Consider the following 8885-nt stretch of genomic DNA (forward strand, 5'->3'; position numbering starts at 1 on the left):
TAAGTCTGGGTTAGTTAAGCCCCAATTGATTTTTTAACGCTTTTAAGTAACGTCGGCTTACCGGCACAACATGCGCTGAGGAGGTAATCACCTCGGCAAGGCCATTGTCGAGTAAGCGGATTTCGCGGATAGCGGCGGGGTGAATCAAGTATTGGCGATGACAGCGTATTAAGGGGGTTTTGTCCTCCAAGACCTTGAGTGATAGGTGCGTGGTAGACTCGCCTTTTGCGGTGAGCAGTGCGACGCCACTTAAGGCGGTACGCGCAACTTCGACCTCTTGATGTGGGATCAATGTAATCCGACTGTGTCCCGCACAGGGAAGCAAATCCAAGGTTGGTGTCATTGCTCGGTAGTCGTTTTTCTGGCGTAGCTCACGAGTGAGTTTTTCCAATGATTTTTTTAATCGCACGGTTTCGACGGGCTTTAACAGGTAGTCGAACGCATTTTCTTCAAATGCTTGTACCGCATATTCATCATAGGCGGTGACAAATACCACCTTGGGCATGGTATCGGGATCGAGCATGGCTAACAGCTCTAATCCCGTCACTCGCGGCATTTGAATATCTAAAAACACCACGTCTGGACGGGTTTGATTGATGGCTTTCAGTGCGTCAATGGCATTGTTGCATTGCCCTATGATGTCAACACCGCCTACCACTAGCAACTCGTCTTCCAACGCCTCGCGGGCGTGCAGCTCATCATCAACAATCAATGCCTTAATCATGCCTCTCTCTCCTTATTGGGCGTTTGATACGTGAAGGGCAAAGTGACGGTTGCCCGTGTCCATATATCAGGCTGACAGGTCATTTTTAGCGCATATTGGCCGCCAAACAACCCTCGTACACGCTTATCAACAATACGCATGCCGAGTCCTGAGTGTTGTGCTGCGGGTTGGTAAAGCCCGGCATTGTCTTCCACTTGTAAATACAGGCATTCGCCTTCTTGCCAGCCACGAATAATAATTTTGCCGTCTGCCATCAATTGGCTGATCCCATGTTTCACCGCATTCTCGACCAAAGGCTGTAAGGTAAAGCTTGGGATCACCGCGTGCAAGATAGCGGGATCAATCTGCTTCTCCACACTCATGCGATCGGCAAAACGGGCATGTTCGAGCTCTAAATAGGCATCGAGGTGATTCAGCTCTTGCTCAAGCGAGACGGTCTCGCGGTTTTGCTTAAGGTTACTGCGAAAGAAAGTCGATAGATGTTGGATCAATTGGCGTGCCCGCTCTGGCTCGCGTTTGACCACCGCACTAATCGTATTTAAGGCATTGAACAAAAAGTGCGGATTGACTTGGGCGCGTAATAGGTTTAATTCGGCCTGGGTGAGCAAACTTTGTTGACGCTGATAACGGCCGGTTAAAATCTGGTTCGAGAGCAATCGGGCGATCCCTTCGCCCATGGTGACATTAATGGCCGAAAAGAGCTTACGTTTTGGCTCATAGAGCTTGACGGTGCCCAATACATAGCCATCGCCTCCGCGTAGCGGGATCACCAGTACCGATCCCAACTTGCAATAAGGAGAAAGTGAGCAGCAATAGGGGATATCCGCACCATCAATATAGATCAGCTGATCATCGGCAATCGCGCGACGGGTGTAATCAGAGGCAATTGGCGTACCGGGGAGATGGTGATCATCGCCAATACCGGTAAACGCAAGGATCTTTTCTCTATCGGTAATCGCCACCGCCCCAACGCCGGTTTCTTGCTGAATAATGGCAGCGACTTGTTCACTGCTTTGTTGATTAAACCCGCTGCTTAAAAGGCCGACCGATCGTTCAGCAATTTTGAGTGCTTTGCTGGAAAATGCCGCGGAATAGCGCTCGAACAGGGTTTTCCGGTCGACAATTATGCTCATAAACATCGCCGCGCCAATAGAGTTAGCAATCACCATGGGGGCGGCAATCGCGCTAACCAGTTCATACGCGCGGCTAAAGGGTTCAGCGACCGCGAGGATAATCGCCATCTGCACTAACTCGGCAACGAAGGTTACCCCTAACACGACTGTGGGAGAGAATAAACGGCTGGTTTGATTGCGCGACACCAAATAGCGATGCATTACACCACCAATCAAGCCCTCTGCCGTGGTCGAAATGGCGCAAGCCAAGTCAGTAAAGCCGCCTAAACTGTAGCGATGTAAACCGCCGGTTAGCCCGACCAAAAAGCCCACAAATGGGCCGCCTAGTAATCCGCCCATGACCGCGCCGATCGCACGGGTGTTGGCAATTGCATCTTGAATCCCCAAGCCAAAATAGGTACCGAGAATGCAAAAGCCAGAGAAAAGAAAATAACAAACAACTTTATGCGACAGTCGCCCCGAAATACTCAGCAGTGGCATAAATGCCGGTGTTTTACTGAGCAAATAGGCGATAACCAGATAGACGCTCATTTGCTGAAGAAGTGAGAGAATCAGTGCCATAACGACCCACACAAAAAAACCAATGCGCTATAGTAACGGTTGCCGTTGTAAGACTCTATTGTAATCTCTAGTGTAAATTATTAATTACATAGTAAATAAATAAGTACAGTTTGTATTGCTTTTAAAATATAGGCTGGTATTGTTTGTGTAAAACATGATGAACATTAAAGGCAAGGCTATGCAGCAAGATTCGGTGACCAATATTCATATCCGTGATGAGCAGGTGCTCTTGACGCCAGAGCAGCTTCGCGCGCAGTTCCCTATTGAAAAAAGTACCCGGGCTGCTATCAGTGAGGCACGCGAGACAGTGGCGGATATTATTCATAAACGCGATCATCGCTTGTTGGTGGTGTGTGGTCCTTGCTCTATTCATGATGTTGAAGCGGCGAAAGACTACGCGCGTCGTCTGAAAGCCTTGTCGGATGAACTCAGCGATCACCTGTTTATTGTCATGCGGGTGTACTTTGAAAAACCGCGGACCACTACTGGCTGGAAAGGGTTAATCAACGATCCGCATCTGGATGGCAGCTTTGATGTGGAATCTGGCTTAAAGCAAGCGCGTGGTCTGCTCACAGATTTAGCACAAATGGGGATCCCGTTGGCCACTGAAGCGTTGGACCCAATCAGCCCGCAATACATTGGTGATCTGTTTAGCTGGGCGGCGATTGGCGCACGTACCACCGAATCACAAACCCACCGTGAAATGGCCAGTGGTTTGTCGATGCCAATCGGCTTTAAAAACGGTACTGATGGCAATCTGGCCACCGCCACTAATGCGATGAAAGCCGCCGCGTCTGGGCACCGGTTTATGGGGATCAACCAAGCGGGGCAAGTGGCACTGCTTACAACGCAAGGTAACCCTAATGGGCATGTGATCTTACGTGGTGGTAAGCAAACCAACTACGATTCAGTCTCCGTCGCCGAATGCGAGCAGCAAATGGAAGCTGCGGGACTCAACCCGTCCCTGATGGTGGATTGTAGCCACGCGAATTCACGTAAAGATTACCGCCGCCAGCCATTGGTGGCAGAAGATGTGATCCATCAAATCAAACAAGGTAACCGCTCTGTCATTGGTCTGATGATCGAAAGCCATCTTAACGCGGGTAACCAATCGGCGGATTTGTCTAAAGATGAGATGGAGTACGGTGTGTCGATCACGGACGCTTGCATTGATTGGGCGTCTACCGAACAATTGTTACGTCATGCTCACCAAGAGCTGGCAACCTCTCTTCAACAACGTACTCAACAGGACTAAACCATGGTGGCGGAACTCAGCCGACTGCGCGATCAAATAGACGATGTCGATAAACAAATGGTGAGCTTGCTCGCGCGCCGTTTAGAGCTGGTAGCAGAAGTGGGGGAGGTGAAAAGCCAGCATGGCTTGCCCATTTATGCACCGGACCGTGAGGCGGCGATGCTCGCTTCGCGTCGTCAAGAAGCACAGTCGCAAGGGGTGCCACCGGATTTAATTGAAGATGTGCTGCGTCGCACCATGCGTGAGTCTTACAGCAGTGAAAATGACTCTGGCTTTAAGTGTCTAAATCCAGATTTACGCCAGGTGGTGGTGATTGGGGGTAAAGGCCAGCTGGGTGGCTTATTTGCTCGCTTGTTCCGTTTGTCGGGTTATCAGGTTGCGGTACTGGATAAAGAGGATTGGGAGAATGCCGATGCCCTGCTGGCCGATGCAGGGATGGTGGTGGTCTCAGTGCCGATTGACGTCACGGAAACGGTCATTAGTAAACTGACCCAGCTGCCAGACGATTGCTTATTGGTGGATCTCACCTCGGTGAAATCCGGCCCGCTACAATCGATGTTATCCGTGCACTCCGGCCCAGTGGTTGGCCTGCACCCCATGTTTGGCCCAGATGTGGCCAGCCTTGCTAAACAGGTAATGGTGTATTGCGATGGCCGACAGCCTGAGGCATACCAATGGTTGCTCGAGCAATTTCGTATCTGGGGCGCCGGGTTAAACCGGATCAGTGCCATTGAGCATGATGAGGGCATGACGCTGATCCAAGCGCTACGTCACTTTACGTCGTTTGTTTACGGCGTGCATCTGGCAGAAGAAAACCCCAATCTCGATCAGCTGACTGCGCTAAGCTCACCGATTTATCGCTTAGAGCTTGCCATGGTGGGGCGCTTGTTCGCCCAAGATGCGGGGCTGTATGCGGATATTATTATGTCCTCACCGCAAAACTTGGCGATGATCAAGCGCTTTTACCAGCGCTTTGGCGAAGCGATTGATTTGCTTGAACAGCACGACAAAGCTACTTTTGTCGATGCGTTCGCGCAAGTCGAAAACTGGTTTGGCGACTACGCGCCGCGCTTTTTACAAGAAAGCCAAGGTCTGCTGCGACAAGCCAACGACGCCACCCATCGCAGCGCGACCTAGCTTAATGTAAAATACGCCGCTCAGCGTTGAATTATCAGCAAAAAGCCCACATCGTGGGCTTTTGCCGTTAATGGCTACTCGAGATTAGTCGTGGCCGTCCGGCAGCGATACCTCGGTGGGAGATATGGTCTCTGACGGGTAGCAGCCGAGCACCTTTAGATAACGGGTAAGAGTAGTGAGTTCGTCCAGCGCACTTTGCATCAGGTTGCTAGCCATATTGGCCTCAACATCGACGTAAAACATCTCTTCCCACGGGTTACCGAGTACTGGCCGAGATTCAAGCTTGGTCATATTGATGCCACGCTCGCGCAATACCATTAAACACTCCACCAAGGAACCCGCTTGTTGTGACGTCGACATAATAAAGGTGGTCTTGGCAGGGGTCAGTGATGATACTTTAACCGGCTTACGGGCCACGACAATAAAGCGAGTGTGATTTTGCTGTTGGTTGGCAATCTCGCCCTTAATCGCGGTTAAACCGTAAAACTCACCACTGGCAGCATGGCCAATCGCGGCCACATTAGGCTGGTTTAAATCCGCTACTTGTTGCATGGCTTCAGCGGTGCTGGAGCAATAAATCTTCTTCACTTTACCCAAAGTATCAATGTATTCGCTGCATTGCTGGTGCGGCTGCGGGTGAGCATACAAGGTATCAATTTGGCTTGGGTCTTGGTCGCCGACAGTCAGCAGGCAGTGGTCGATAGGCAGCGTAAGCTCACCGACAATCGATAAACGCGTGTGCTGCAGCTGATCGTACACTTCATTGATTGAGCCAGAGCTGGTGTTTTCTACCGGTAAGATACCGTAATCGGCATGGCCAGTTTCTACCGTTTCTACCACCTTTTTAAAGCTGTCACAGGCCATCTCCACCAGTTCGGTTTGCTTGCGGCTAAAGTACTGGCGCGCAGCGAGGTAGGAGTATGAGCCTTGGTTGCCCAAGAAAGAAACCCGTGCCACTGGACGCTGATTGTCGGGGTTAGCGAGGTTTTGTAAATAGCGTTGCTGAATCAGCACCGAGTCTTCGATAATGGTGTGAAACAGGCTCAGCACATAGTGAGCATCTAACTGGTGATCTTGCGCTTTGGTCACCAGCTTTTCTAATAAGGCTTGCTCACGGGCTTGATCGCGAATCGGTTTTTGCACCGCGACTTTGTTTTTGGCGACATCTAGGCTTAAGCGACGGCGCTCGGCCAATAGTGTCAGCAGCTCTTGATCAAGCTGGCTTATTCGCGTGCGTATCTCATCCAGTGGGCGTGGTGTGTCTGACATAAATTATCCTTGTTCTAATACAAAAAAACCTCCCGGTTGGGAGGTTAGTGCGCCAGGCTGATTGGGCTTAGCACGCTTCCTCCCGCGTTAGCGAGATAAAAAAGAAGCGAAAAAAACGAGCGTGAATCAGCATTGGGCGTTGTGTTGTTATGTTTGCGTATGGATTAACCATATGGGGCGCAGGCAGGCGTGTCAAGGATCAAAAAGCCCCGCGAAAACGGGGCTAACATGTTTAGCGATTTAGGGGGGCGCTGAGGGTTAGATTTCCTCATCGGCTGGATTTTCTTCCATCGCAACCGTCGCGGCTGATTTATCGTTACGGCGCGCTTCGCCTTTGTGTTGGACCTTATTCAGTTGCTTCTCGAGTTTTTGGCCCACATCATTAATCGCTTTGTACATGTCGTCGCTTTCGGCAGAGGCAACCAGTGTTGAGCCTGGTAGCCCAGCTTTGGCTTCGACTTTAAACTGGTGGTTTGGCTCCTTACTGATCACAGCATGAGGATTGATGAGTGCCACCTGCCATTTGGCCAACTTGTCAAAGCGGCTTTCGATGCGCTCACGGATAGCGGGAGTGATTTCGATGTTTTTGCCTGCAATTTCCACTCTCATACTCTTTCCTCTTTGTTCCCCTGTATTAGGTTCATCTTCAGATTACCGCTTTACGCCATTGATAACGTGACTTGGCTCATGTTTAAAGGTGGGAGAAAAAACGAAAAGTTGAACTGTGAGCCTTCACGGATCCTGACATTTGTTAAGCATGAAATCCCTTGAACTTAAAGACAAAAATGCTACCTTGGGAGAGGTCACGAATGCTGATTTACCCGCCAGTCAGGGGCGCGTCGCGCCTATGTATTTCCCTACCTTTTACCTGTGGTTAAAAATGTGCCACAAATCTGCTTGGGTTTTTTGGTGCACTGCGGGGAAACGAGAGTGGCTCAAGCAAACTGGGCATATAAAAGGCGACCAAGTGGGCCGCCTTTGACAAGAACTCAAAGAGCGCTTGATTAGTTATTGGCGTGTAGCTCGTGGTTGAGCTCAACCGCACTCTTGTTGGTCAAACACTCAACCGCACCTGTTTTTGAATTACGACGGAACAGTAGATCCGCTTTGCCCGCCAAATCACGCGCTTTGATGCTTTCTACGGCGTTGCCGTCGGCGTCGAGCATGGTCACTTTGGTGCCAGCGGTGACATACAGACCCGATTCGATGGTACAACGATCGCCCAATGGGAAACCAAGACCCGCGTTGGCACCTAATAGTGAATTCTCGCCAATCGATACGACAATTTGGCCGCCGCCACTGAGGGTACCCATAATCGACGCGCCACCACCAATATCGCTGCCCTGACCGACCATCACACCTGCAGAGATTCGACCTTCAATCATGCTCTTGCCTTCGGTGCCGGCATTAAAGTTGATAAAGCCTTCGTGCATCACTGTGGTGCCTTCACCCACATGGGCGCCCAAGCGAACGCGGGCGGTATCGGCAATACGCACACCGGCAGGTACCACGTAATCAGTCATTTTCGGGAATTTATCCACGCACTCAACGGTCAGCGTTTCGCCTTTCAAGCGCGCTTCCATCTGACGCTCAGGCAACTCTGGCAAGTCGATCGGGCCTTGGTTGGTCCAAGCAATGTTGTGTAGTAGGCCAAAGAGCCCTTCTAGCACCACACCATGTGGTTTCACGAAGCGGTGCGAGATCAGTTGTAGCTTCAAAAAGCCTTCTGCAACCGATGCAGGCTTGCTGTCATTTTCGAGGATCACCAGCACCAGCGGTTGGGTGGTTTGTTGAGCCTTGCTGGCAAAGTTAGCTGCCTCTTGCGCGCCAGCGGCGGCGAAGGCTTCACTGATTGCAGCGCTGGTTTCTGGTGCAATCGCTAGTACTTGATTACCGGCGCTATAATCGGTTAGCGCGCTTAGGGCACTCACCAGATCATCGCTCGGGTTGAGCAGGGGGGCCGGGAAATAGGCTTCAATGATTTTTCCGTCCTGGTTTTGAGTGGCGGTACCAAGTGCCAGAGCAAAGCTTGCCATTGGGGGAGATCTCCTTGTGTCGTTGGGCTTAAAACATCAAACACTTCATCTTAAAGACAAGCGGCGGTGGTTGGAAGCGCTTAACGGCGGGTGAAAGAAAAAATGCTTACAGGTCAGCGCACCGATTCACATTGATGCATAGGCATCAGAAGACAGGCATAAAAAAAGCAAGCCAAGTGGGCTTGCTCTTTCGCGGATGCCAACAGGATTAGCAATGGGAGTGCTAGGCAGCGTCAGCATCTTTGTTGTTGTCGCTATTTTCATCCGTTTTATTGTCACTCGCTTTCGCCGGTTTTTTCTTGACGGCTTTACGTTTGGCGCCCAGCGCCTCGAGGACCGAGTCTTTGTGTTGAGCAAGGTATAGCGACAAGGCTTCACGCTTTTCTTCGTCGTCTACTAGTTCGCTTTCTCCAATCAAGTCGAACATCGCATCTGCCATATCCAACATTTTATCGTAGGCATCGGCTTCGGCTTTGGAGGTAAATGTCATCTTTTCTTCTCCCTCGCGTTCGACCACGTACTTGACGATAACGGCCATAATTATCCTCTCTTCGTTGATTTACTGTCTTTTTATGGCTCTTCACCGTTCATGGTGGAAAGTCATATCAAGCCCCCCAAAATAGAACAGTATCGCTGTCTTGAACCGTTGTTTGTTTCTAAAGCCTTTGGCTCTAAGCTTCATGTATTGGATTTTGGCATTTATAGCTTCCGCCAGGCCATTCGATGCCTTCAGCCGCATTGCATTAAGGATTGCTGGTAAGTGCTTTTTC

Annotated in this window: 9 protein-coding genes; 2 read left to right on the plus strand and 7 right to left on the minus strand. The window is 50.5% G+C overall.

Annotated features, from left to right (window positions below):
* Nucleotides 1-10: 10 nt before the first annotated feature.
* On the minus strand, nucleotides 11-724 hold the full coding sequence (gene btsR, locus BZG75_RS05980) for a two-component system response regulator BtsR (protein ID WP_077576450.1): 714 nt from the start codon (nucleotides 722-724) through the stop codon (nucleotides 11-13).
* Nucleotides 721-2418 carry a sensor histidine kinase gene (locus tag BZG75_RS05985; protein WP_077459762.1) on the minus strand — a complete coding sequence of 566 codons (1698 nt, stop codon included), beginning with the start codon at nucleotides 2416-2418 and terminating at the stop codon, nucleotides 721-723. The genes btsR and BZG75_RS05985 overlap by 4 nt, the downstream gene beginning before the upstream one ends.
* Before the next feature lie 178 nt (nucleotides 2419-2596).
* Between BZG75_RS05985 and BZG75_RS05990 the strand changes: the two genes are divergently transcribed.
* Together BZG75_RS05990 and tyrA are read left to right on the plus strand one after the other, a co-directional pair.
* Entirely contained in the window at nucleotides 2597-3673 is a 1077-nt protein-coding gene (locus tag BZG75_RS05990; RefSeq protein WP_021022054.1) for a 3-deoxy-7-phosphoheptulonate synthase, read from the plus strand.
* A 3-nt stretch (nucleotides 3674-3676) separates the two neighbouring features.
* Nucleotides 3677-4810, plus strand: coding sequence for a bifunctional chorismate mutase/prephenate dehydrogenase (tyrA, locus tag BZG75_RS05995; RefSeq protein ID WP_077576451.1), 1134 nt, complete (start codon nucleotides 3677-3679; stop codon nucleotides 4808-4810).
* 84 nt (nucleotides 4811-4894) lie between these two features.
* Here tyrA and pheA read toward each other — a convergent pair whose 3' ends face one another.
* From pheA to BZG75_RS06025, 5 genes are all read right to left on the minus strand, one after another.
* Nucleotides 4895-6079: a prephenate dehydratase gene (gene pheA, locus BZG75_RS06000; RefSeq protein WP_077576452.1), complete on the minus strand. Its 1185-nt coding sequence runs from the start codon at nucleotides 6077-6079 to the stop codon at nucleotides 4895-4897.
* Nucleotides 6080-6337: 258 nt separating this feature from the next.
* Complete coding sequence (hpf, locus tag BZG75_RS06005) at nucleotides 6338-6688, minus strand: ribosome hibernation-promoting factor, HPF/YfiA family (protein WP_077576453.1); 351 nt, start codon at nucleotides 6686-6688, stop codon at nucleotides 6338-6340.
* A gap of 395 nt (nucleotides 6689-7083) precedes the next feature.
* Entirely contained in the window at nucleotides 7084-8115 is a 1032-nt protein-coding gene (gene dapD / locus BZG75_RS06015) for a 2,3,4,5-tetrahydropyridine-2,6-dicarboxylate N-succinyltransferase (RefSeq protein ID WP_077576455.1), read from the minus strand.
* 223 nt (nucleotides 8116-8338) lie between these two features.
* Entirely contained in the window at nucleotides 8339-8653 is a 315-nt protein-coding gene (locus BZG75_RS06020) for a YebG family protein (protein WP_077576456.1), read from the minus strand.
* Nucleotides 8654-8695: 42 nt separating this feature from the next.
* Nucleotides 8696-8885 (minus strand): transposase (locus tag BZG75_RS06025; protein WP_162274017.1); only part of this gene is annotated, 190 nt, incomplete at its 5' end.

This window comes from Salinivibrio sp. AR640 (assembly GCF_001995405.1).
Lineage (GTDB): Bacteria > Pseudomonadota > Gammaproteobacteria > Enterobacterales > Vibrionaceae > Salinivibrio > Salinivibrio costicola.

Bases quoted from the DNA above. Each gene is read 5' to 3' on its own strand.
- BZG75_RS05985 (WP_077459762.1), bottom strand. From the start codon at position 2,418: ATGGCACTGATTCTCTCACTTCTTCAGCAAATGAGCGTCTATCTGGTT.
- tyrA (WP_077576451.1), top strand. From the start codon at position 3,677: ATGGTGGCGGAACTCAGCCGACTGCGCGATCAAATAGACGATGTCGAT.
- hpf (WP_077576453.1), bottom strand. From the start codon at position 6,688: ATGAGAGTGGAAATTGCAGGCAAAAACATCGAAATCACTCCCGCTATC.
- BZG75_RS06020 (WP_077576456.1), bottom strand. From the start codon at position 8,653: ATGGCCGTTATCGTCAAGTACGTGGTCGAACGCGAGGGAGAAGAAAAG.
- BZG75_RS05990 (WP_021022054.1), top strand. From the start codon at position 2,597: ATGCAGCAAGATTCGGTGACCAATATTCATATCCGTGATGAGCAGGTG.
- dapD (WP_077576455.1), bottom strand. From the start codon at position 8,115: ATGGCAAGCTTTGCTCTGGCACTTGGTACCGCCACTCAAAACCAGGAC.
- btsR (WP_077576450.1), bottom strand. From the start codon at position 724: ATGATTAAGGCATTGATTGTTGATGATGAGCTGCACGCCCGCGAGGCG.
- pheA (WP_077576452.1), bottom strand. From the start codon at position 6,079: ATGTCAGACACACCACGCCCACTGGATGAGATACGCACGCGAATAAGC.